General features: G+C 68.7%; 21 protein-coding genes. 10 read left to right on the forward strand and 11 right to left on the reverse strand.

The annotated features are described in order from the left end of the window. Positions 1–4: 4 nt before the first annotated feature. The 3 genes from IQ292_RS16305 to IQ292_RS16315 are packed head-to-tail and all read left to right on the forward strand — an operon-like array spanning position 5 to position 1,105. Positions 5–424, forward strand: a complete 420-nt coding sequence (locus IQ292_RS16305) for a hypothetical protein (RefSeq protein WP_203311390.1) — start codon at positions 5–7, stop codon at positions 422–424. Positions 425–464: 40 nt separating this feature from the next. Further along, positions 465–899, forward strand: a complete 435-nt coding sequence (locus IQ292_RS16310; protein WP_203311391.1) for a hypothetical protein — start codon at positions 465–467, stop codon at positions 897–899. Continuing rightward, complete coding sequence (locus IQ292_RS16315) at positions 896–1,105, forward strand: helix-turn-helix transcriptional regulator (protein ID WP_203311392.1); 210 nt, start codon at positions 896–898, stop codon at positions 1,103–1,105. The genes IQ292_RS16310 and IQ292_RS16315 overlap by 4 nt, the downstream gene beginning before the upstream one ends. Here IQ292_RS16315 and IQ292_RS16320 read toward each other — a convergent pair. The 3 genes from IQ292_RS16320 to IQ292_RS16330 form a co-directional block, all read right to left on the reverse strand. Beyond that, entirely contained in the window at positions 1,099–1,854 is a 756-nt protein-coding gene (locus IQ292_RS16320) for a hypothetical protein (RefSeq protein WP_203311393.1), read from the reverse strand. The genes IQ292_RS16315 and IQ292_RS16320 overlap by 7 nt on opposite strands. Positions 1,855–2,002: 148 nt before the next feature. Next, positions 2,003–3,022, reverse strand: coding sequence for an NAD(P)H-dependent flavin oxidoreductase (locus tag IQ292_RS16325; RefSeq protein ID WP_203311430.1), 1,020 nt, complete (start codon positions 3,020–3,022; stop codon positions 2,003–2,005). A gap of 106 nt (positions 3,023–3,128) precedes the next feature. Further along, positions 3,129–4,385 (reverse strand): aspartate kinase, encoded by a 1,257-nt coding sequence (locus IQ292_RS16330; protein WP_203311394.1) that lies wholly within the window; start codon positions 4,383–4,385, stop codon positions 3,129–3,131. A 53-nt stretch (positions 4,386–4,438) separates the two neighbouring features. Here IQ292_RS16330 and ubiG point away from each other — a divergent pair, with 53 nt between their 5' ends. From ubiG to IQ292_RS16345, 3 genes are read left to right on the forward strand one after another with little or no spacing between them, the layout of a single operon-like run. After that, positions 4,439–5,200, forward strand: coding sequence for a bifunctional 2-polyprenyl-6-hydroxyphenol methylase/3-demethylubiquinol 3-O-methyltransferase UbiG (ubiG, locus tag IQ292_RS16335; RefSeq protein ID WP_203311395.1), 762 nt, complete (start codon positions 4,439–4,441; stop codon positions 5,198–5,200). A 60-nt stretch (positions 5,201–5,260) separates the two neighbouring features. Then, positions 5,261–6,703: a hypothetical protein gene (locus tag IQ292_RS16340; RefSeq protein ID WP_203311396.1), complete on the forward strand. Its 1,443-nt coding sequence runs from the start codon at positions 5,261–5,263 to the stop codon at positions 6,701–6,703. Then, on the forward strand, positions 6,700–7,425 hold the full coding sequence (locus tag IQ292_RS16345) for a DUF2334 domain-containing protein (RefSeq protein ID WP_203311397.1): 726 nt from the start codon (positions 6,700–6,702) through the stop codon (positions 7,423–7,425). Before IQ292_RS16340 ends, IQ292_RS16345 begins: the two co-directional genes overlap by 4 nt. Here the strand turns inward: IQ292_RS16345 and IQ292_RS16350 are convergent. The 3 genes from IQ292_RS16350 to IQ292_RS16360 are packed head-to-tail and all read right to left on the reverse strand — an operon-like array spanning position 7,401 to position 10,085. Then, on the reverse strand, positions 7,401–8,597 hold the full coding sequence (locus IQ292_RS16350; RefSeq protein ID WP_203311398.1) for a glycosyltransferase: 1,197 nt from the start codon (positions 8,595–8,597) through the stop codon (positions 7,401–7,403). The two genes, IQ292_RS16345 and IQ292_RS16350, sit on opposite strands and share 25 nt — an antisense overlap. A 1-nt stretch (position 8,598) precedes the next feature. Continuing rightward, positions 8,599–9,135 carry a DUF2141 domain-containing protein gene (locus IQ292_RS16355; RefSeq protein ID WP_203311399.1) on the reverse strand — a complete coding sequence of 179 codons (537 nt, stop codon included), beginning with the start codon at positions 9,133–9,135 and terminating at the stop codon, positions 8,599–8,601. Continuing rightward, positions 9,132–10,085: a hypothetical protein gene (locus IQ292_RS16360; RefSeq protein WP_238941187.1), complete on the reverse strand. Its 954-nt coding sequence runs from the start codon at positions 10,083–10,085 to the stop codon at positions 9,132–9,134. The genes IQ292_RS16355 and IQ292_RS16360 overlap by 4 nt, the downstream gene beginning before the upstream one ends. Before the next feature lie 114 nt (positions 10,086–10,199). Between IQ292_RS16360 and IQ292_RS16365 the strand changes: the two genes are divergently transcribed. Beyond that, on the forward strand, positions 10,200–11,297 hold the full coding sequence (locus tag IQ292_RS16365) for a glycosyltransferase (RefSeq protein WP_203311400.1): 1,098 nt from the start codon (positions 10,200–10,202) through the stop codon (positions 11,295–11,297). On the opposite strand, the gene IQ292_RS16370 is transcribed toward IQ292_RS16365, so the two are convergent. Genes IQ292_RS16370 through pyrE form a run of 5 tightly spaced genes read right to left on the reverse strand, consistent with a single transcriptional unit; the run spans position 11,242 to position 15,027 of the window. Continuing rightward, positions 11,242–12,300, reverse strand: coding sequence for an AI-2E family transporter (locus IQ292_RS16370; RefSeq protein ID WP_203311401.1), 1,059 nt, complete (start codon positions 12,298–12,300; stop codon positions 11,242–11,244). The two genes, IQ292_RS16365 and IQ292_RS16370, sit on opposite strands and share 56 nt — an antisense overlap. A 10-nt stretch (positions 12,301–12,310) precedes the next feature. Then, the gene (gene lepB, locus IQ292_RS16375; RefSeq protein ID WP_203311402.1) at positions 12,311–13,276 is read right to left on the reverse strand and encodes a signal peptidase I; all 966 of its coding nucleotides are present in this window, start codon (positions 13,274–13,276) and stop codon (positions 12,311–12,313) included. Further along, the gene (acpS, locus tag IQ292_RS16380) at positions 13,273–13,683 is read right to left on the reverse strand and encodes a holo-ACP synthase (protein ID WP_203311403.1); all 411 of its coding nucleotides are present in this window, start codon (positions 13,681–13,683) and stop codon (positions 13,273–13,275) included. Before acpS ends, lepB begins: the two co-directional genes overlap by 4 nt. A gap of 10 nt (positions 13,684–13,693) precedes the next feature. Beyond that, the gene (locus IQ292_RS16385; protein ID WP_203311404.1) at positions 13,694–14,446 is read right to left on the reverse strand and encodes a pyridoxine 5'-phosphate synthase; all 753 of its coding nucleotides are present in this window, start codon (positions 14,444–14,446) and stop codon (positions 13,694–13,696) included. Continuing rightward, positions 14,443–15,027 carry an orotate phosphoribosyltransferase gene (pyrE, locus tag IQ292_RS16390; protein WP_203311405.1) on the reverse strand — a complete coding sequence of 195 codons (585 nt, stop codon included), beginning with the start codon at positions 15,025–15,027 and terminating at the stop codon, positions 14,443–14,445. Before pyrE ends, IQ292_RS16385 begins: the two co-directional genes overlap by 4 nt. A gap of 258 nt (positions 15,028–15,285) precedes the next feature. Between pyrE and coxB the strand changes: the two genes are divergently transcribed. The 3 genes from coxB to IQ292_RS16405 all read left to right on the forward strand — a co-directional run bounded on the left by coxB (position 15,286) and on the right by IQ292_RS16405 (position 20,095). Next, positions 15,286–16,458: a cytochrome c oxidase subunit II gene (gene coxB / locus IQ292_RS16395; RefSeq protein ID WP_203311406.1), complete on the forward strand. Its 1,173-nt coding sequence runs from the start codon at positions 15,286–15,288 to the stop codon at positions 16,456–16,458. A 1-nt stretch (position 16,459) separates the two neighbouring features. Next, on the forward strand, positions 16,460–18,130 hold the full coding sequence (gene ctaD / locus IQ292_RS16400) for a cytochrome c oxidase subunit I (RefSeq protein ID WP_203311407.1): 1,671 nt from the start codon (positions 16,460–16,462) through the stop codon (positions 18,128–18,130). Between the two features lie 252 nt (positions 18,131–18,382). After that, a complete protein-coding gene (locus tag IQ292_RS16405; protein ID WP_203311408.1) occupies positions 18,383–20,095 on the forward strand; it encodes a DUF1800 domain-containing protein in 1,713 nt (570 codons plus the stop codon). Position 20,096 lies beyond the last annotated feature (1 nt).

Raw genomic sequence — 20,096 nt, forward strand, 5'->3', positions numbered from 1 at the left:
GATCATGGACTCGATCGAATTGGCCGAACGCAAGAGCCGGGCGTGGGCGGTGATGCTGTACGTGCTCGGGGCGGTACTGCTGCTGTCGGAGCTGATCGGCATGACCGTATTGCAACGCGATTTCGTCGACGGCTTCTGGCTGGGCGTGGCGCTCGTCTGCGCCGTGACACTGCTGCCCTGGCGGCGCTGGCTGAAGCCGGACAGCCCGATCAACCGCCTGCTGGAGGACGAGGTGGTGCGCGAGCATCGCCGCATGAGCTGCGTGGCCGGGTTCTGGGCCGGCCTGGCGTCGGCGCTGGGCACCGCGCCCTTCGCGCATGACGGAATGCTGTCGGCCTATGACGTATCGCGCGTCGTCGCCACCGCGGCGCTGTTCGCGGCGATGGTCAGCTTCGCCACGCTCGAACTGCGGGCGGCGCGATGAGCGCCGCCGGCACGCGCAATCCGAACGCGGGAGCAGAATGATGACAATGGTCGAAAGGGCGGAGCGCAAGGGGCGGGCACGCGCGGTGCTCTTCTACATGATGGGCGGCATATTGACGGTGAACGTCCTTCTGCCGCTGCTCCCGTTGGAGAGGGACGGTGATCCGGCATCCAAGGCGGTCGTCCTCGGGTCTTGGCTGGTGATGATCGCGCTGACGCTGTGCAATTTGCTGCCGATCGCCCGCCTGACGCGTCACCCGCTTGCCGCCTTCATGGACGACGAGGCGACCGGCGCGCACCGCATCAAGGCCCTCGCGGCGGGCTTCTGGGCCGCCATCCTGTCCGGGGCAGTGCTGGCGATCGTCGCATCCTATCGCACGGTCGGCGCGGTCGACGCCGCCAAGCTGATCATCACGGCCGCCATGGTGGTGGCGCTGTCCAGCTTTGCGACGCAAGAGCTGCGGGCGGCGCGATGAGCGAGCTGCTCAACAGCCTGAAGGACGAACGCGAGCGGCTGGGCCTGACGCAGGCAGGGCTGGCCGAACGCGCGGGCGTCAGCCGCAAGACGATCAATACGGTCGAGAACGGCGTCTTCGTGCCGTCCACCACGCTCGCGCTGCGACTGGCGCGCGTGCTCGGGCGGCCGGTCGAGGCGATCTTCCGCCTCGCCGACGATCAGTGAGCGACAGCGGTGTCGAGCAAGGCGCGGACGTCGACCGTCAAGCGCGGGCGCACGGCGGGGGTCGCGGCCGGCACCGCCTGCACTGCGACGACATTCGCCGGCACCGGCATGGTCGCCATGGCCAGCTGGTCGAGGCGGGCGCGATCCTTCCGCCAGCCATCATAAGCGGCGTAGAAGTCGGTGAAGGGCTTTTCGAGCACCGCCAGCCGCCCTGCGGCGAAGGCGGGCAATTCGGCGGCCGTCACCGTCTGCGAATCGGCCAGCGTCGCGGCGGCGGCGCGGCAGAAACCGTCGCGCGCGGGTGATTGCGAGAAGAAATTGTACAGCCGCGTCATCGCATCATCATATCGGTCCTGCCAATCGCCGCCGGCAGCTTTCCATTCGGCCGCATAGCGTTTCTGCGCGTCGGCGAGCGGCAGCTTCTGCGTGGTCAGCAATGCATTGTAATCGGCGACGATCGCGCCGGCATCCGCGCCGCGACAGGCCAGCGCCGCGACGTTGAGCGCGGCCCGCAGGTGCCAGACGGTTCCGGCCTGCGTGAGATCGCGATTGGGGGTGGCGTATCGGCCGTCGGCGAGCAGCGCGGGTACCGGCATTCCGGGATATGCGCCCTTCGGCATCGGCACCGCGGCAACCGCCACTGGCGGCGGCAGGGTCGCGACGACGGCGGGCGCCTGCACGGCGCGGCGGGTGGCACAGCCGGCGGTCAGCGCCAGCACGGTCATGGAGATGGCAATCGAGCGGCGCATGGCTCCGGCGTCCTTCCTGCCCCCCGGCTGATGGAGGCAAGCTTGGCCGCGCGATGGTTAACGTCAGGTAATCACCGCGGCGAACCGACGCTCGTCCGGTCGCACGGCGGGCATGGACGCGCGCACGCGGGACCGGACGAGGGATGCGTCAGGCCGCCCGCGCCTCGAACGCCGCCGCCGCTTCCGCCATCAGCGACGCGATGATGTCGGCAAGCGGCTCCTCCTTCGTCACCATGCCGACCGACTGGCCCGCCATGACGCTACCGTGCTCGACGTCGCCCTCGATCACCGCGCGGCGCAGCGCACCTGCCCAGTAATGTTCGATCTGCAACTGCGCCTCGGCCATCGCGACGCGGCCTTCGTCCAGGCTCTGCGCGACCTCGCGCTGCTTGGCGGTGAACAGCTCGCCGCCGGCATTCTTGAGCGCACGCACGGGGATCACGGGCAGGCGCGGATCGATCTGCACGCTCGCCACCGCGTCGCGCGCGGAGGCGCGGATGAACGCCTTCTTGAAATTGGGGTGCGCGATCGATTCGGTCGCGCAGACGAAGCGCGTGCCGAGCTGGACGCCCGCCGCGCCCATGTCGAGATAGCCCGCGATCGCCTCGCCACGGCCGATGCCGCCGGCGACGAACACCGGCACGTCCGCCGCGATCTCGGGCAGCATCTCCTGCGCGAGCACGCTGGTGGAGACGGGACCGATATGGCCGCCGGCCTCCATGCCCTCGATGACCAACGCATCGACGCCCGACCGGATCAGCTTCTTGGCGAGGGCGAGCGTCGGGGCGAAGCATATCGCCTTGGCGCCCATCGCCTTGATCGCCTCCAGCGAGCCCTTGGGCGGCAGGCCGCCGGCGAGGACGACATGGCCGACCCGGTGCTTGGCGCACACCGCGATCAGGTCGAACAGCGCGGGGTGCATGGTGATCAGGTTGACGCCAAACGGCTTGTCGGTCAGCGCCCTGGTGCCCGCGATCTCCGCATCGAGCAGGTCCGGCGTCATGGCGCCGCAGGCGATCACGCCGAAGCCGCCGGCATTGGACATGGCGGCGACGAGGTTGCGCTCGCTGACCCAGGACATCGCGCCGGCCATGATCGCGACCTCGCTGCCCAGGAACGCGGCGCCCCGCGCCATGCGACGGTCGAGCCGCTGATGGCCGCTGGACATAAGAGCGCGATGGTCGGCCCGATCGGCCGTTTCGGAGACGGAGACTGTCATGCGATGCGCCATGCCCGTCCCCGGCCCCTCCCGCAAGCGGGAGGGCAAAGGAAGCCTATGCCGCCTCGGCGTCGAGCCCGTAGGCGGTGTGCAGCACGCGCACCGCGAGTTCGGTCTCGTCCTCGTGGATCAGCACGCTGACCTTGATCTCGCTGGTCGAGATCGCCTGAATGTTGATCCCGCGCTGGCCAAGCACGGTGAACATCGTGCTCGCGACGCCGGCGTGGCTGCGCATGCCGACGCCGACGACGGAGATCTTGGCGACGCGCGTGTCGTGGACCAGTTCGCCGAAGCCGATCGCCTCGCGCGCCTGGTTGAGCGATTCGAGGCTGCGCGCCAGATCGGCCGAGGGCACGGTGAAGGTGACGTCGGTCGACCCATGGTTGTGCGCGATGTTCTGGATGATCATGTCGACGTTGATGTTCGCGTTCGCCAACGGCTCGAAGATCGCCGCCACCGCGCCCGGCTTGTCGGGCACGCTGGTCAGGGTGATCTTCGCCTCGTTCTTGTCGTGCGCGATGCCGGTGATCAGCTGGCGTTCCACGTCTTCTATCTCCTCTTCGCCGACGATCATCGTCCCCGGCAACGTCTCCGCCATCGGCGCGTCGTCGCCGGTGAACGACGAGAGCACCTGGACGCGGACCTGTTCCTTCATCGCCAGCCCGACCGAACGGGTCTGGAGCACCTTCGCGCCGACGCTGGCGAGTTCCAGCATCTCCTCATAGGTCACCTTGGCGAGCTTGCGTGCGCGCGGGACGATGCGCGGATCGGTGGTGTAGACGCCGTCGACATCCGTATAGATGTCGCACCGGTCGGCCCGCACGGCCGCCGCCACCGCGACCGCCGACGTATCCGAGCCGCCCCGGCCCAGCGTCGTCACGCGGCGATCCTCCGCCAATCCCTGGAAGCCGGGGATCACCGCGACCTCGCCCGCCGCCATGCTCGCGATCAGCGCGTCGGTCTCGATCCCGCCGATCCGCGCCTTGGCATGCGCATCGTCGGTGTGGATCGGCAGCTGCCATCCCAGCCAGGAGCGCGCCTGCACGCCCGCCGCCTGCAGCGCGATGGCGAGCAGCCCGCTGGTGATCTGTTCGCCCGCCGAGACGACGACGTCATATTCGCACGGATCGTAGAGCGACGACGCCTCGCGACAGAAGCCGACCAGCCGGTCGGTCTCGCCCGCCATGGCGGAGACGACGACCGCGACCTCGTTGCCCGCCGCCACCTCGCGTTTGACGCGCGCGGCGACGCTCCGGATGCGCTCGATCCCGGCCATGGAGGTGCCGCCGAACTTCATCACGATCCGCGCCATCGTCGTCTGCCAAACTCCTTGGGTGAATGGGTGCGCCCTGATAGGTAGCGCCCATGGCAAGCGCAAGCAGCACGAACGACGGCATCGACAGGGCTAAAGCGATCACCACGATCGACCCGCGCGAGGCCGCGCATTTCGGCCGCATGGCCGCCGAATGGTGGGATCCCAAGGGTTCGTCGGCGATGCTGCACAGGCTCAACCCGGTACGGCTGCGCTACATCCGTGCGGCGATCGACCTGCACTGGGATGGCGACGACACCAGCTTCGCCCCGCTCGCGGGCAAGACGGCGCTCGACGTCGGCTGCGGCGCCGGCCTTCTCGCCGAACCGCTCGCCCGTCTCGGCGCGACCGTGACCGGGCTCGACGCCGCTGCGGAGAATGTCGCGGTAGCCCAGGCCCATGCCGCCCAGTCCGGCCTCGCGGTGACCTATCGCGCGCATGGCATCGAGGCGGAGACGGGCCGCTATGATCTCGTCACCTGCCTCGAGGTGGTGGAACATGTCGCCGATCCCGCCGGCTTCGTCCGCGGCCTGGCGGCGGCGCTGGCCGACGACGGCCTGCTCGTCATGTCGACGCCGAACCGCACGCCGCTGTCGCGCCTCGCCCTCATCGGCCTCGCGGAGGGCACGGGCCGCATTCCGCGCGGGACGCACGACTGGAACAAGTTCCTCACGCCCGACGAACTGACCGCTTTGCTGCGCGACGCCGGGCTCGAGGTGACGGACGTCACCGGCCTGTCCTTCTCCCCCGCCAAGGGGTTCGACCTGTCGAGCTCGACCGCGCTCGATTACCTGCTCACCGCGCGGCACGCCTAGCAACATCCGGACATCGATCTGTATTTGGCAAGCGGTGGCCGTGCCGCTACCGACCCGGCCATGGCGGCCCTGACCCATCCGCGCGCCCGGCTCGCGATCCTCGTCCTCGTCGCCCTGGTGGCACGCGCGCTGACGTTCGGCAATCCGGTCGTCCATGTCGACGAGGAATTCTATTATTTCACCGGCAGCGCGCTGTGGCACGGCCAGCTGCCGTTCGTCGACGTGTGGGACAGGAAGCCGATCGGGCTTTTCCTGCTCTACGCGGTGCCGGCCGGACTGGGCTTTCCGTCCGGCATCTGGGCCTATCAGCTGCTCGCGCTCGGCGCGACGATCTGGGCCGCGATGCAGGTCGCCTGGCTCGCGACCCGCGCGGGGTTCGCGCGCGGCGCGACGGCGGGCGGCATCGCCTATATCCTCTGGCTCGACCTGCTCGGCGGACAGGGTGGCCAGTCACCCGTCTTCTACAACCCGCTCGTCGCCGCCGCCGCGCTGCTGATCCTCGGCGCGGCGGCATCGCCCCACCGGCGCGTACGGGGCGCGATCGCGATGACGCTGATCGGCATCGCGCTGCAGATCAAATATTCGGTGCTGCTGGAGGGCGTGTTCTTCGGCCTGTGGCTGCTCGCCGACGAATGGCATGCGACGCGCCGCCCGATGGCGCTTTTCGGCCATGGCGCCGCGCTCATCGCGCTGGCCTTGCTGCCGACGGTCGCCGCCGGCGTCGCCTATGCCGCGATCGGGCAGTGGGACGCGTTCGCCTATGCCAATTTCCTGTCGATCTTCCACCGCAACCCCGACCCGCTGAAGGAGCTGGCGGGCAATCTGGGGCAGATCGTCCTCATCACCTCTCCGCCGGTGGCGCTGGCGATCATCGCCCTTCGCCGTGCGCCGCGCGCGGCCGACCGCCACCACGATCGGACGCGGCGATTCCTCGCCTGGTGGCTGGGCGTGGCGTGCCTCAGCGTGCTCGCCTTCCGGCCGTGGTTCGATCATTACAGCCTGCCGATCCTGATCCCCGCCTGCGCCGCGGCGGCGGGCATGCTTGGCAGCGCCGCCTGGCAGCGATGGCGGACGCCCGCGCTGCTGCTCACCGCGGCGCTGGCCGGACAGATCGTCCTCGTCGCGCTACGCGCGGAGCGGGGCGAAGCGCGGCAGTTCGCAGCGCTGGCGCAGGCGGTAGGCGATGGGCCCGGCTGTCTCTACGTCTATTCGGGCAGCACCATGCTCTACGTCGCCACCAAGCGGTGCGCGCTGTCGAAGTACATCGTCCCCGCCCATCTCGGTCGCGCTCGCGAGGCGGGCGCTACCGGCGTCGACCAGCAGGCCGAAATCGCGCGCATCCTGGCGCAGCATCCGGCGGTGGTCGTGATGCGCCCACCCTATGGCGGCGAGCGCCCCGCCGCCCACGCCTTCATCACGGCGGCGCTCGCGTCGGACTATCAGCAGACCGCCGCGCTGCCGATGGGCAACGAGACGATCCGCGTCTATAAGCGCGCGCGATGAAACGCCTGCTCGCCTCGATCCACGACGTCTCGCCCCGGTTCGAGGGCGAGGTCGACCGGCTGCTCGATCATCTGGCCCCGCATGTCGGACGGCGGCTGGCGATGCTGGTCGTGCCCGACCACTGGGGCGGCGCGCCGATCACCCCGGCCTTCGCGCAGCGGCTGCGCGGCTGGGCGGACGAGGGCGTCGAGATGTTCGTCCACGGCTGGTTCCATCGCGACGACACGCCGCACCAGGGCAAGGTCGCCGCGCTCAAGGGCAAGCACATGACCGCGGGCGAGGGCGAGTTCCTTGGCCTCAGCCATGCCGACGCGCTCGACCGGATGCGCCGCGGCAAGGCCTTGGTCGAGGACATCATCGGCCGCCCGGCGGCCGGCTTCATCGCCCCAGCCTGGCTCTATTCGGACGGCGCGAAGACGGCGCTCGCCGACGCCGGCTTCGCGCTGGCGGAAGATCACGCGCGCGTCTGGGTGCCCGCCGACGGACGCGCGCTCGCCAAGGGGCCGGTGATCACCTGGGCCAGCCGCTCCCGGCCGCGCCAGCTGTCGTCGCTCGCCGCCGCGGCGGTGTTGCGCCCGCTGCTCCAACCGCTCTCGACCGTGCGGATCGCGGTGCATCCGGGCGACGTGCGCGTTCCCGCGCTGCTCGACAGCATCACGCGGACCTTCGCCGCCTTCCGCCGCCACGCGCCGGCGCGTTACGCGGACCTTCTCGCCGCCTGATCCTCGCCCGCCTTCGCGGCGATCACCGCTTCGTAATGCGCGACGAGTTCGGCGGCATGCGCCTCGTCGGTGCGCACCTTGCCCGACGCAACGGCGGCGGCGCGGCGGACGATCGCCGGATCGCGCGCGCACATGCGCAGGATGGCGTCGGCGCAGGACACCGCGTCACGTTCCCGAAAGCTTTCGGTATACAGCGGATTAGCGAGTTCCGCCGCGCCGCCGCTGTCGGGCAGGATCAACGGCGCACCACAGGCGAGCGCCTCCGCCGGCACCAGCCCGAACGTCTCGGTGCCGCAGCCGTGCACATAGGCATCGCAGCTCGCCATGATCTTCGCCAGCCGCGCGCGGTCGTAGACCGGATGGAACAGGCGGATGTGCGGGCTGCTGCCGATGTGGCGTTCCAGCGTCTTGGTATCCATGCCCTGCCCCAGGATGACGAGGCCGACGGGCACGCGCGCGCCCGCACGCTGCACCGCGTCGATCACCATCGGCCAGCGCTTTTCCGGATGATGCCGCCCGACCCCGAGCAGCAGGTGCGCGTCGGGCGGCAGGTCGCATTGCGCGAGCAACGCGGCGCGCAGCTGCTCGTCGCGCAGGGCGGGCGAGAAGGGCGTCCGCTCGATACCCAGCGGCACGGTCGTGTCGACGCGCACGCCGCGCGCGGTCAGCTGCCGCGTCAGCGCCGGGCCGTTCGTGACGACGGTATCGAATTCGCGCAGGAAGCGCTGGAGGTAGCGGTCATACCAGGAGAACGCGCGCTCGATCCGCCCCTCCGACGCCAGCCGGTTGAACCAGCGCTTGGCATAGGCTTCGAGATTGTCGTTGTGCATGAAGAAGGACCGGATCGCCCGCCCCTTCCAGTTGAGTACGATCCAGGCGGAACGCCACGGCGAGCAATTCTCCACCACGTCGGGGTCGAGCGCGTCGAGCCGCGCGTGGATCGGCGCCGGATCCCAGAACAGGCCGTAGTTCGAGTCGAACGGCATGCCGCGCGACTTGATATAATGGATCGCGCCGCCGCCGGGACGATGCTCGATCCGATCCTCCTTGCCGGGGGCGAGCACGATCAGCTCGTGCCCCATGCTCGCGAGCACGCTGATCTTGCGGTCGATATACGTCCGCACGCCGCCGCCGGTCGGCGAATAGATCTCGTTGACGTCGACGATCCGCATCTCAGTTGCCCTTGATCGGCCCGAAACCGCCCAGGCCGCGCAAATATTGCATGCGGATATTGGTGGTCGCAACGCCGTTGCCAACCTCGATCAGCGCCTGCGGCAACTTGGGCCGCGACATGCCGAGCCGCGCGCCGCCGGGAAAACCGGCGCCGTCCTGGAAGAAGTTGAACTTGTTCTTGCCGTCGCGGTCGTGGGTCGCGAACAGCGCATAGCGGCCGGGATGCGGCACGCGGATGCAGATGTCGACGGCACCCGACGGCGGCGTTTCGACCCAGACGCGGCGGAAGGTCTTGCCCTGCGCGACCAGGTCGCGATCGTCCTTCAGGAAATCGTCCTCGTTCGCCGGGTAGAGTTCCAGCTTCAGCCGGCCCTTGCGGTCCTTCAGGCCGGTGATGTTCGCCAGGATGGCCGGTCCCTCGCGGCTGGTGCAGGCGGCCGCGTCCATGCCGATCACCTGCGCCGACGCCTGCACGGGCGCCAGCACCGTCATGGCCGCGGCCAGCGCCGCGCAAGAGGCCAATCCTGCCGTCTTCATGCCTGCCGTTTCCTCATCACCAGTGATTCGACCGCGAACCCTACGATCAGCACCGCATGGACCAGCAGCACTGCAGCGGCGGTGAACGCGATCAGTTCGGACAATTGCTGATCCTGCCCGATCATCAGGATCGCAAAATTGGCAAAAAGCAGGTCCTTGTTGGGCAAAAGCGGCAATCGTGAGAACAGCATCCGCCCGGCGGACAGGAATATCCACGTACCTACCGACACGGTCGGCATCGCCAGTGCCCAGGCGATCGCGAGGAACAGGGCGCCGCCGATCAGCCGCCCGCAATGGACGACGAATACGAACCAGAGGTCACGTCGGGAAAGCGAAAAGACGCGCTTCGAGAAGATCAGGAACGGCAGCGACGTACCGAAGATGACGACGAGCGAGCCATAGACGTAGCGCATCATCTCCGGCGGGATCAGCGCGCGTCCGACCGGCAGCGCCATCGCGATCATCGCCAGCGTCACCGCATTGCCCGCGATCGCCGACAGGATCGACACGTCCTTGACCGCGCCGAACGGCGCTGCAACGAGATGCGCCCGCGCCCGTGCCCAGGCGTAGAAATACGCCTCGCCCGAATAGCCCATGACCACGTCGTTCGCGATCCGCTTCTTGATCAGCGCGATCAGCCCCGCGGCCGGAATGCCCCAGAGCCGACGGAAGATCAGGAAATCGGCGAGCGGCGGGATGAAATAGAGCGCGGCGAACGCACCGTAGAACAGCGGATTGCGCGGCACGGACTGTTCCAGACCCTTGAGGCCCGAACTCAACAGCTCATGCGCCAGGCCGCCGAGCATCGCCAGCGTCAGCAGGCCGCCGATGATGGTCGGCCAGCGGCTCTTGATCGTGGCGAGCGGCTCCAGGCCGGGAATGGGGGCGCCGGGGGCGGGATCGGCGTCGGGACGCTCGGATGGCCGGTCTGTACGCTGGTCGATCTGCAACCCGATGGTCCGCTTTGTGTTGGGGCGCCCTTAGCTGTATCGCATGTGGGGCGCACATGAAATCGCCGTAACTTTCGTATGTGGCCAAGCTGTGGCAGGAGGGCGGCACCACCGATGATCGCCCACCACATCCTCACCTATGCCTGTGACCTTTCCGGCGGCGGCGTCGAGCGTGCGCAATTGCGTCTCGCACGAAGCTGGCTGGCCGAAGGACGCCGTGTCACCTTCGTCGTCGGCGACACCGACGGACCGCTGGCGGCCGAAATGCCGCACGGGCTGGAGGTCGTATCGCTCGGCTCTGCCGCGTACATGGCGCAATTCCGCCTGCCCGCCATCGTGCGCGAGGCACGGCCGGACGTGATCTTCTGCGCCGGCAACTTCTATACGGCCATCGCCGCCTGGACGAAGCTGAGGCTGGGGGCCGACTGTCCGCCGATCGTCGGCAAGATGTCGAACGCCGCCGCGCGTGGCGACCACGGCGCCATCCTGGATCTCGGCCACCGCGCCTGGCTGACGCAGCACGGCTGGTTTCTCGATCATCTCGTCGCGATGACGCCCGCCACGGCGGCGGAGGCGGGGCGGCTGACCCGGATGCACGACCGCACCAGCGTGATCCCCAATCCGCCGGCCCCGCCGGTCGTCGACGCGCCGATGCCGCCCCTGCCCGACGGACGCTTCGTGCTCGGCGTCGGCCGGCTCGTGCCGCAGAAACGATGGGATCGCCTGATCGCCGCGCTGCCCGCCCTGCCGCGCGACGTCCATCTCGCGATCCTGGGCGAGGGCGAGCTGCGCGCGACGCTGGAGCGGCAGGTCGCGGAGCTCGGCCTGACCGGGCGCGTCCGTCTGCTCGGCCATGCCGCGGATCCGCTGCCCGCGATGGCGCGCGCCTCGATGCTGGCCTTGCCGTCGGACTATGAGGGCGTGCCCGGGGTGCTCCGCGAGGCGCTGTCGGTCGGGACGCCCGTCGTCACGACCGATTCGAGCCCGGCGGTGGCGGAAATCGTCGGCGATCGGCGGCTCGGCAGCATCGTCGCGCGCGACGACGCGGATGCCCTCGCCGCCGCCCTGTCGCACTGGCTTGCGGCGCCGCGCCCCGACCCCGTGCCGCAACCGGGCAGCGACTCCGCCGCGCGCTACCTGCGGCTGTTCGACTCGCTTATTCGCCCGCCTGTTCGCCTTCGCGCTCGGCGCTACGCTCCAGCGCAGTCTTGACCATCGCGGTCATCGGATCGGCAAGCGCCAGCCCGAGGATGCCGAACAGCGCGCTCGCCATGATCTGCGTGCCCAGCGTCAGCGCGGGCGGCAGGTCGACCGTGCGGCGCGCGACCATCGGCACGACGACATAACCGTCGATCGTCTGGACGACGAGATAGGTGACCAGCGCCCAGATGCCGGTGTGCGTCCCCGCACTGAAGCCGACCGCGACCATCAGGACGCCGGTGATGATGGCGCCGATATTGGGGATGAAGGCGAGGATGCCGGCAATGATGCCGAGCAGCATCGCCATCGGCACACCGCCGATGGCGAGCGCGATGCCGGTGAACACGCCCTCGAACGCCATGCCGACGAGCCGGCCGGCGAGCAACTTGCGCAGGGTCACGCCCATGCGACGGATGGTGCGCGCGAATTCGGGGCGGGCGTCGGTCGGCACCAGCCACTGCAGCCCGCGTTCGTAGACGCCGGGTTCGATCGCCAGGAACAGGCCAAGGACCAGCATCATGAACAGGCTGGTGATGGCGCCGATCGCCGTGCCGACCCAGGACGTGACGCGCCCGACGGACCCGAGCGCCTGCTTGGCGATGCCGTTCAGGTCCGACGCGCCGGGCATCAGTCCCTGCTTGCTGAGGAAGCTGGTGAAGCGGTTGGCCTGCGCCTCCAGTGTCGAGCGCAGCTGCGTCACCTGTTCGGTGACCTGCACGCCGGTGAGGTAGAAGGTGCCGAGCAGGAAGGCGACGACGAGCAGCACGACGATCAGCAGCCGCCATCCGCGCCCGATCGGCAGCACCTTGCCGAGCAGACGGACGCCGCCGTCGAGCAGCGCCGCGAAGACGATGCCCGCGAGGATGATGAGCAAAGGCTGGATCAGCAGCACGGTGAGTGCGATCGCGCCGGCCATGCCGAACCAGACGCTGGCGCGCTTCAGCTCCCGCCGGATGAACGGATCGCGCAGCTCGTTGGGGCTTGGCTCCTGCACGAGCGGCGTATCCGTGGCCATCGGTATCCCCTTATTGCGTCTGCTGCGGATGCAGCGAAATCCCCGCCCGATGCGAACGGATCGAACCCCACCAGGTCAGCGGGTTGAGCGTCGCGTCGCCGTCGAGGCTGAACGTGATGAACTCCGCACGGCCGCCAAGGTTCTCGTAGGGCACCGGTCCCCCCAGTCCGAGCTGGCTCAGCGCGAAGCGGCTGTCCGCCGAACGGTCGCGATTGTCGCCCATCAGGAAGACGTGATCGGCGGGGATCGTGATCGGCCCGTAATTGTCGCCGGGACTGTCGGGCTCGAGGTCGACGGTGTCGTAACGGCGACCGTTGGGCAGGGTCTCGGTGACGATCGGCAGGTGACAGACGTAGCCGCCGCCCGGTGCGGGCCGCTTCGCGCCGAAATAATCGGTTTCGCTGCACGGGCTGTTGGTGTCGACGGGCAGGTCGACATAGTGGAGGGGGCCGCGGGCGACGGGCTTGCCGTTCAGGATCACCGTGCCGCCGCGTACCGCCAGCGTGTCGCCGGGCAGGCCGATGACGCGCTTGATATAGTCGTTGTGCGTCCCCGGCGGCGTGACGATGACGACGTCGCCGCGCGTCGGCAGCCGGCCGAACAGGCGCCCATGGATGAAGGGCAGGCCGACGCTCCAGCTTTCGACAGGCCTGCGGAGCACCACCGATTCGAAGATCGCGACGGGATCGGGAATCGTCGGCGAGACGAACGACCATCCGTATGCGAATTTCGACACGACCAGACGGTCACCGATCCGCAGACCGGGCAGCATCGATTCGGACGGGATGTAGAACGGCTTGGCGATGAAGCTGTGGAAGCCGAGCACGATCAGCACCAGCCAGAAGATGCCCTTGATCTCCCCCCACCAGTCCGTGCCCTTCTTCGCGGGGGGCGTGTCGGTCGTCGCTGCGACCGGGGCCGGGGTCGGGGCAGTGCGCTCGGCCGTTTCGCTGGTGTCCAACACCGCTTCCTTCATGCCTTGGGGTCGGGGATCGCCTCGATCACCACGAAGGCCTGCGCCCAGGGATGATCGTCGGTCAGGGTCAAGTGAATGCGGGCGACGTGGCCCTCGGGAACCATCGCGTCAAGGCGTTCCTTCGCACCGCCCGTCAGCGCCAGCGTCGGCGCGCCGGACGGGGCGTTCACGACGCCGATGTCCTTCATGAACACGCCTGCCTTGAAACCGGTGCCGACCGCCTTCGAGAACGCCTCCTTGGCGGCGAAGCGCTTGGCGAGCGTACCGGCACGGGTGAAAGGCCGCCGCTCGGCGCGGGCCAGCTCCTGCTCGGTGAACACGCGCTGCTCGAACCGCGCGCCGAACCGGTCGAGCGATGCCTGGATCCGCTCGATGTTGCACAGGTCGGAGCCGAGACCGACGATCACGCCGCCATCCTCACCGCGCCGCATCCATCTCGGCGCGCATGCGGCGGACCGCCTCGTCCAGGCCGACGAACAGCGCCTCGCCGATCAGGAAATGGCCGATGTTGAGCTCGCGCACCTGCGGGATCGCCGCGATCGGCCCGACATTGTCATAGGTCAGGCCATGGCCCGCATGCACCTCGATCCCGTTCTTCGCCGCGAGCGCCGCGGCGTCGGACAGGCGACGCAGTTCCTCGCTGCGCACTTCGCCATCCAGTTCCGCGTAGCGACCGGTGTGCAGCTCCACGACCGGCGCGCCGAGCCGGATCGCGGCATCGATCTGCGCGGCGTCCGGCTCGATGAACAGCGAGACCCGCACGCCCGCCTCGGCCAGCGCGGTGACCATCGGCGCCAGATGATGGAATTGTCCCGCCGCGTCCAAGCCACCCTCGGTGGTCCGCTCCTCGCGCTTTTCCGGCACGATGCACGCCGCGTGGGGGCGATGGCGCAGCGCGATGCCCAGCATCTCGTCGGTCGCCGCCATCTCGAGGTTGAGCGGGATCGTCAGTTCGGCCGCCAGCCGCGCGATATCCGCATCGGTGATGTGGCGGCGATCCTCGCGCAGGTGTGCGGTGATCCCGTCCGCGCCGGCCTCCGCCGCGAGCAGCGCGGCGCGAACGGGGTCGGGATAGCCGCTGCCGCGCGCGTTGCGCACGGTCGCGACGTGATCGATGTTGACGCCCAGGCGAAGCCGGCGATCGTCGAGGCGGGACGCAACGCCGGTCATGCCGCCGCCCGGCTCCCCGGCTTGATCGCGGGGATCGCCGCCAGTTCGGGCGGCAGCGCGTCGGGCTCATAGGTCGGCACGTCCAGCCGGATCAGCGGGAAGAAGGGCACGCCGATGTCGGCCTGGCCGTTCGACCGGTCTACCAGAGCGGCGCCCGCGATCACGCAGCCGCCAGCCGACTCGATCGCCTTGATCGCTTCGCGGCTCGACAGGCCGGTCGTCACGACATCCTCCATCATCAGCACCGCCTGCCCCTCATCAAGGCGGAAGCCGCGGCGCAGTTCGAAAGTACCGGTCGGCCGCTCGACAAACATCGCCGGCACGCCGAGTGCGCGCGCCATTTCGTGACCCGCGATGACCCCGCCCATGGCCGGCGAGACAACCGCGGTTATCCGGTCGCGCAGGTCCGCGGGGATGCGCGCGGCGAGCGCCTCGCTCAGCCGCGCGCCGCGGCGCGGGTCCATCAGCACGCGCGCGCACTGAAGATAGCGCGACGAGCGCAAGCCGGACGAAAGGATGAAATGCCCCTCCAGCAACGCATCGGCGGCACGGAATTCGGCGAGGACGTCGTCGTCGGTCATCGGCTTTCCTTATAGCGGCGGGCGAGCCGTCGCGCGCGTCCATAGGACCGCGCCGGCCGCGCGCCAAGCGGGCCGACGCGCGCTTTTCGACGGCGGCGCTTGAGGCGGGCCTAGCCGCCGCGTATAGGCCGTGGCAAAAGGGGCGCGAAAGGCGTGCCGCAAACGGCCGAGGGCCGACCGGACGACGGGCACCAGCGGCTCCGAAGGCCGCTTAGGACGAGGGCACTGAACGGGGTGACGACACAGATGCGCAACAGGATGAGGGGGATGGCCGTGGCCGCCGGGCTGGCGCTGGCCGGTCTCGGAACGGTCCCGGCAGGAGCGGCGCCGCAGGCGGGTGCCACGGCGCAGACGGCCCCGGCCCCGCAGGCCGCGGCCGGTCCCGGCAAGGTTTCGACCATCGCGCCGACGACGGCGAACGCCACGCCGCCCGCCGCGCCCGCCTCGCCGACGCTGGCGATGGACGGCGCCCCCGCGATGACCGCGGCGCCCGACGTCGGCCATCCCATCGACGGCCGCATCGGCCTGCAGCCCCAGGTGACGACGAACGGCCAGTTCGCGCACTGGATGCACGACAGCATCCTGCTGCCGCTGATCTCGGTGATCTCGATCTTCGTGCTGCTGCTGCTCGTTTGGGTGGTGATCCGCTATCGCCGTGCGGCGAATCCGGTGCCGTCGAAGACCAGCCACAACACCTTCATCGAGGTGATCTGGACGCTCGCCCCGGTCGTCATCCTGGTGCTGATCGCCATTCCGTCGATCGGGCTGCTCCAGGCGCAGTTCAAGCCGGCACCCGCCGGCGCGGTGACGCTCAAGGCGATCGGCAACCAATGGTATTGGAGCTACCAATATCCGGACAACGGCGGCTTTGAGATCACCGCCAACATGCTGAAGGAAAAGGGTGATCCCACGCTGGCGCCGGGCGCCCGCTACCGCACCGACGCGGACGGCCCGCGCCTGCTCGCCGCCGACAACCGCATCGTCCTGCCGGTCGGCGTGCCGATCCGGCTGATCACCACGTCGCAGGACGTGATCCATAGCTGGGCGGTCCCCGCCTTCTGGATCAAGCTGGACGCGGTGCCCGGCCGCCTCAACGAGACGAGCTTCACGATCAAGCAGCCCGGCCTTTATTTCGGCCAATGCTCGGAACTGTGCGGCGCGCGCCACGCCTTCATGCCGATCGCGGTCGAGGCCGTGCCCCCGGCGCAGTTCGCGGCCTGGGTCAAGGCGAAGGGCGGTACGATGCCGGGCGGCAAGGCGCCGTCCGACAAGGTGATCCCGCAGCCGGGCGCCGACGGCTCCGCCGCCAAGCAGGCGGAGGCCAAGGCCGCCGACGCCGCCACCGGCCCGGTCGAGAACACGACCGCCGCCGCTCCCACTTCATCGCAAGGTGCGACCGCCAACGGGGCGGTCGGCAACGCGGGACAGTAAGATGACAGATACCGCACTCCACGCCCCCCACGGCGCGCATTTCGTCGCCCACGACGATCATGCGCACCACGATGCCGACCATAAGCCCGGCTTCTTCGCCCGCTGGTTCATGTCGACGAACCACAAGGACATCGGCACGCTGTACCTGATCTTCGCGATCGTCGCGGGGATCATCGGCGGCGCGATTTCCGGCCTGATGCGCGCCGAACTCGCCAAGCCCGGCATCCAATATCTGGTCGGCTGGGCGAACTGGCTGCCCGGCGGCGACGGCGGACTCGACCACGCGCTCCACCTGTGGAACGTGCTGATCACCGCGCACGGCCTGATCATGGTCTTCTTCATGGTCATGCCGGCGATGATCGGCGGCTTCGGCAACTGGTTCGTGCCGATCATGATCGGGGCGCCCGACATGGCCTTCCCGCGGATGAACAACGTCAGCTTCTGGCTGCTCATCCCGGCCTTCTCGCTGCTGCTCGCCTCGCCCTTCTTCGGCGGTGCAGGCACCGGCTGGACGGTGTACGCCCCGCTGTCGACCTATGGCGAACCGGGCCCCAGCGTCGACATGGCGATCCTGTCGCTCCACCTTGCCGGCGCCTCGTCGATCCTCGGCGCGATCAACTTCATCACCACCATCTTCAACATGCGCGCGCCGGGCATGACGCTGCACAAGATGCCGCTGTTCGTCTGGTCGGTGCTGGTCACCGCCTTCCTGCTGCTGCTCGCGCTGCCGGTGCTCGCCGCGGCGATCACCATGCTGCTGACCGACCGCAATTTCGGCACGACCTTCTTCGACCCGGCCGGCGGCGGCGACCCGATCCTGTACCAGCACCTCTTCTGGTTCTTCGGCCACCCCGAAGTGTACATCATGATCCTGCCGGGCTTCGGCATCGTCAGCCAGATCATCGCCACGTTCAGCCGCAAGCCCGTCTTCGGCTATCTCGGCATGGCCTATGCCATGGTCGCGATCGGCGTGGTCGGCTTCGTCGTCTGGGCGCACCACATGTTCGTCACCGGTCTGTCGGTGAACGTGAAGATGTACTTCACCGCCGCCACCATGGTGATCGCGGTGCCGACCGGCATCAAGATTTTCAGCTGGATCGCCACGATGTGGGGCGGCTCGCTGTCGTTCAAGACGCCGATGGTCTGGGCGATCGGCTTCATCTTCATGTTCACCGTCGGCGGCGTGACCGGCGTCGTGCTCGCCAATGGCGGCATCGACGACTATATGCAGGACACCTATTACGTTGTCGCCCACTTCCACTACGTGCTTAGCCTCGGCGCGGTGTTCGGCCTGTTCGCGGGCTTCTATTACTGGTTCCCGAAGATGTTCGGGAAGATGTATAACGAGTTCCTCGGCCAGCTGCATTTCTGGGTGTTCTTCATCGGCGTGAACCTGTTGTTCTTCCCGATGCACTTCCTGGGCCTGCAGGGCATGCCGCGCCGCTATCCGGACTATCCGGATGCCTATGCGACCTGGAACGCGCTGGCGAGCCACGGCTATGAGATCATGGCCGCGGGCATGGCGATCTTCTTCGTCAACGTGATCTATTCGCTGATCGCGGGACCGAAGGCGCCGGACAATCCCTGGGGCGAAGGCGCCACGACGCTGGAATGGACGTTGTCCTCTCCCCCGCCGTATCACCAGTTCGAGACCCTGCCGAAGATCGACTGACGGATCGGAAGGCACGGGGCAGATAGCGACGCCCCGCCCCTTCCGATCGTCAACCATTTCCGGCCTGCTCGAAGACGCCCCGGCACCACTGCCGGGGCGTTTTTCGTTACGCCTACGACCAGCCCGGCCCTTTTTGCGGCGAGCGGTAAGTCGTTCACCTTCTTCGTTAACGTCTGCACGGCTAGGGTTTGGCGTATCTCGGGTGCGCCGGCGGGAGGGTCGCCGGCGCGCGGGGTGGGGACCAGAGACGACATGTTGGACGCGGATGGCGCGGGCGGATCGACGCCCGTCGAGGAGGCGGGTGTAACGGCAGCGGCGGGAGCGACCGCCTTGTCGGCGAAGACTGCGACCGTGATCGGCGCCGCCACGCTGCTGGCGGCATGCGGCGGCAGCGACGGCGGCACCAGCGCGACGGCGCCGAGTGCCCCCGTCGTCGTGGCGCCCGCGGCGATCACCACAGCGCAGGCAAGCCGCTTCCTGGCGCAGGCGACGATGGGCGCCACGCGCAGCATGATCGATACGGTCGTCAGCCGACGGTTCGAAGGCTGGATCGACGATCAGTTCGCGATGCCGCGTGCGACGTCGCACTGGGACTGGCTGGTCGCCAACGGCTATAACGTCGCCGCGAACATCAACAGCGAGGCCGGCTTCGACGCGACGATGTGGCGCCAGCTGATCGCGGAGCCGGACCAACTGCGCCAGCGCGTCGGCATGGCGCTGCTCGACATGCTGGTCGTCGGGATCGGCGGCGTGAACCTCAACTGGAAACAGTTCGCCACCGCCGCCTATGTCGACGTGCTGCTCGACAATGCGTTCGGCAATTATCGCACGCTGATGGATGCGATCACGAGCAATGCGGCGATGGGATCGTTCCTCACCTTCCTCGCCAACCGCAAGGCAAATCCGGCAACGGGCGCGCAGCCGGACGAGAATTACGCACGCGAGCTGATGCAGCTGTTCACGCTGGGCCTGTACCAGCTCAACATGGACGGCAGCGTCAAAGTCGGCGCATCCGGAACGCCCCTCGAAACCTATACGCAGGCCGACGTCTCCGGTCTCGCCCGTGTCTTCACCGGCCTCAGCCTCGCCAGCTCCGTTTCCACGACACCTGATCGGTATCGCCAGCCACTGGTGATGAACGCCGCGATCAACGAAACCGGCAGCGCGAGCTTCCTCGGCACCAGCGTCAGCGGCGGCGGCATGGCGGCGGTCAAGACCGCGCTGGACACGATCTTCGCCCATCCCAACATCGCGCCGTTCGTATCGAGGCAGCTGATCCAGCGGCTCGTCACCAGCAACCCGTCGCCGGCCTATGTCGGCCGGGTCGCCGCCACGTTCGCCGACAACGGATCGGGCGTGCGCGGCGACATGAAGGCGGTGATCAAGGCGATCCTGCTCGATACCGAAGCCCGCAGCGATGCGGCACTGACCAGCGCGACCGCCGGCAAATTGCGCGAGCCGGTCATGCGCCTCACCGCCTGGGCACGGGCATTCGGCGTCGCCTCGCCCTCCAATGCCTGGGCAATCGGCGATACGTCGAACATGTCCAGCCGGCTGGCCCAGTCGATGGGCCGCAGCCAGACCGTCTTCAATTTCTTCAGGCCCGGCTACGCGCCGCCGGCGACCGCGATCGCCAGCGCGGGCCTGGTCGCGCCCGAATTCCAGATCACCAACGAACAGAGCGTCGTCGCCTACGTCAATTATATGCAGGGGCTGGTCGCCAACGGCACCGGCGACGTGAAGGCGGATTATACGGCGATCCTGACCAAGGCGTCGGACAGCGCCGCTTTGGTCGACGAGGTCAATCTGGTCCTGGCCGCCGGCCAGCTGAGCGGCACGACCGTCACCGCGATCCGTGCCGCGGTCGACAGTATCGCGACCACCGCCACCAATGCCGCGCAGAACCGCGTGAACGTCGCGATCCTGCTGACCCTCGCCTCCCCCGAATTCATCACGGTGCGCTGAC

The sequence above is a fragment of the Sphingomonas beigongshangi genome, assembly GCF_016820445.1.
GTDB lineage: Bacteria > Pseudomonadota > Alphaproteobacteria > Sphingomonadales > Sphingomonadaceae > Sphingomonas > Sphingomonas beigongshangi.

Excerpts from the sequence above, each read along its gene's own strand:
- IQ292_RS16305 (WP_203311390.1), top strand. The coding sequence starts at position 5 with ATGGACTCGATCGAATTGGCCGAACGCAAGAGCCGGGCGTGGGCGGTG.
- IQ292_RS16310 (WP_203311391.1), top strand. The coding sequence starts at position 465 with ATGACAATGGTCGAAAGGGCGGAGCGCAAGGGGCGGGCACGCGCGGTG.
- IQ292_RS16315 (WP_203311392.1), top strand. The coding sequence starts at position 896 with ATGAGCGAGCTGCTCAACAGCCTGAAGGACGAACGCGAGCGGCTGGGC.
- IQ292_RS16320 (WP_203311393.1), bottom strand. The coding sequence starts at position 1,854 with ATGCGCCGCTCGATTGCCATCTCCATGACCGTGCTGGCGCTGACCGCC.
- IQ292_RS16325 (WP_203311430.1), bottom strand. The coding sequence starts at position 3,022 with ATGTCCAGCGGCCATCAGCGGCTCGACCGTCGCATGGCGCGGGGCGCC.
- IQ292_RS16330 (WP_203311394.1), bottom strand. The coding sequence starts at position 4,385 with ATGGCGCGGATCGTGATGAAGTTCGGCGGCACCTCCATGGCCGGGATC.
- ubiG (WP_203311395.1), top strand. The coding sequence starts at position 4,439 with ATGGCAAGCGCAAGCAGCACGAACGACGGCATCGACAGGGCTAAAGCG.
- IQ292_RS16340 (WP_203311396.1), top strand. The coding sequence starts at position 5,261 with ATGGCGGCCCTGACCCATCCGCGCGCCCGGCTCGCGATCCTCGTCCTC.
- IQ292_RS16345 (WP_203311397.1), top strand. The coding sequence starts at position 6,700 with ATGAAACGCCTGCTCGCCTCGATCCACGACGTCTCGCCCCGGTTCGAG.
- IQ292_RS16350 (WP_203311398.1), bottom strand. The coding sequence starts at position 8,597 with ATGCGGATCGTCGACGTCAACGAGATCTATTCGCCGACCGGCGGCGGC.
- IQ292_RS16355 (WP_203311399.1), bottom strand. The coding sequence starts at position 9,135 with ATGAAGACGGCAGGATTGGCCTCTTGCGCGGCGCTGGCCGCGGCCATG.
- IQ292_RS16365 (WP_203311400.1), top strand. The coding sequence starts at position 10,200 with ATGATCGCCCACCACATCCTCACCTATGCCTGTGACCTTTCCGGCGGC.
- IQ292_RS16370 (WP_203311401.1), bottom strand. The coding sequence starts at position 12,300 with ATGGCCACGGATACGCCGCTCGTGCAGGAGCCAAGCCCCAACGAGCTG.
- lepB (WP_203311402.1), bottom strand. The coding sequence starts at position 13,276 with ATGAAGGAAGCGGTGTTGGACACCAGCGAAACGGCCGAGCGCACTGCC.
- IQ292_RS16385 (WP_203311404.1), bottom strand. The coding sequence starts at position 14,446 with ATGACCGGCGTTGCGTCCCGCCTCGACGATCGCCGGCTTCGCCTGGGC.
- pyrE (WP_203311405.1), bottom strand. The coding sequence starts at position 15,027 with ATGACCGACGACGACGTCCTCGCCGAATTCCGTGCCGCCGATGCGTTG.
- coxB (WP_203311406.1), top strand. The coding sequence starts at position 15,286 with ATGAGGGGGATGGCCGTGGCCGCCGGGCTGGCGCTGGCCGGTCTCGGA.
- ctaD (WP_203311407.1), top strand. The coding sequence starts at position 16,460 with ATGACAGATACCGCACTCCACGCCCCCCACGGCGCGCATTTCGTCGCC.
- IQ292_RS16405 (WP_203311408.1), top strand. The coding sequence starts at position 18,383 with ATGTTGGACGCGGATGGCGCGGGCGGATCGACGCCCGTCGAGGAGGCG.